1 protein-coding gene is annotated in these 414 nt (G+C 74.4%); it reads left to right on the top strand.

Annotated elements, in window-relative coordinates; all coding sequences use genetic code 11:
• Positions 1-31 precede the first annotated feature (31 nt).
• A partial coding sequence (locus ASG00_RS17090; RefSeq protein WP_235559169.1) for an alpha/beta fold hydrolase occupies positions 32-414 on the top strand: 383 nt, incomplete at its 3' end.

Here is a 414-nt window from a genome sequence, read left to right as displayed (position 1 = left end):
GCGTGTGCACACGCAGGGGGAGCCGGTGTGGGTGCGCACCCGTGACGAGCGCGCCCTGTATACGATGGTGCTGCCCGCCCCGGCCGGGACCCCCGGGGCGCCGACGGTGGTGTTCGAGGCGGGATGGGCGGCGACCCGCTCCACCTGGGCGTTGCTGCAGACCCGGGTCGCCGCGTTCACGCGGGCCGTGGTGTATGACCGGGCAGGGCTGGGCCGGTCCGCCCCGGATAGTGCAGGGCGCACCCTGGACCGGATGGCCGACGACCTGAACGATTTGCTGGACGGCCTCGAGCCGAGCAGCGGGTTCGTGCAGGTGGGGCATTCCGCGGGCGGCCCGATCGTGCGGCAGGCAGCAGACCGGCCGCCCGGACCGGGAGGCCGGTCTGGTGCTGGTGGATCCGACCGACGAGGCAG

It is taken from the genome of Microbacterium sp. Leaf351 (assembly GCF_001423825.1).
In the GTDB taxonomy this organism is placed as follows: domain Bacteria; phylum Actinomycetota; class Actinomycetes; order Actinomycetales; family Microbacteriaceae; genus Microbacterium; species Microbacterium ginsengisoli.
Note: the sequence above shows the minus strand (reverse complement) of the source record. Positions and strands in the feature narration are given on the sequence as shown.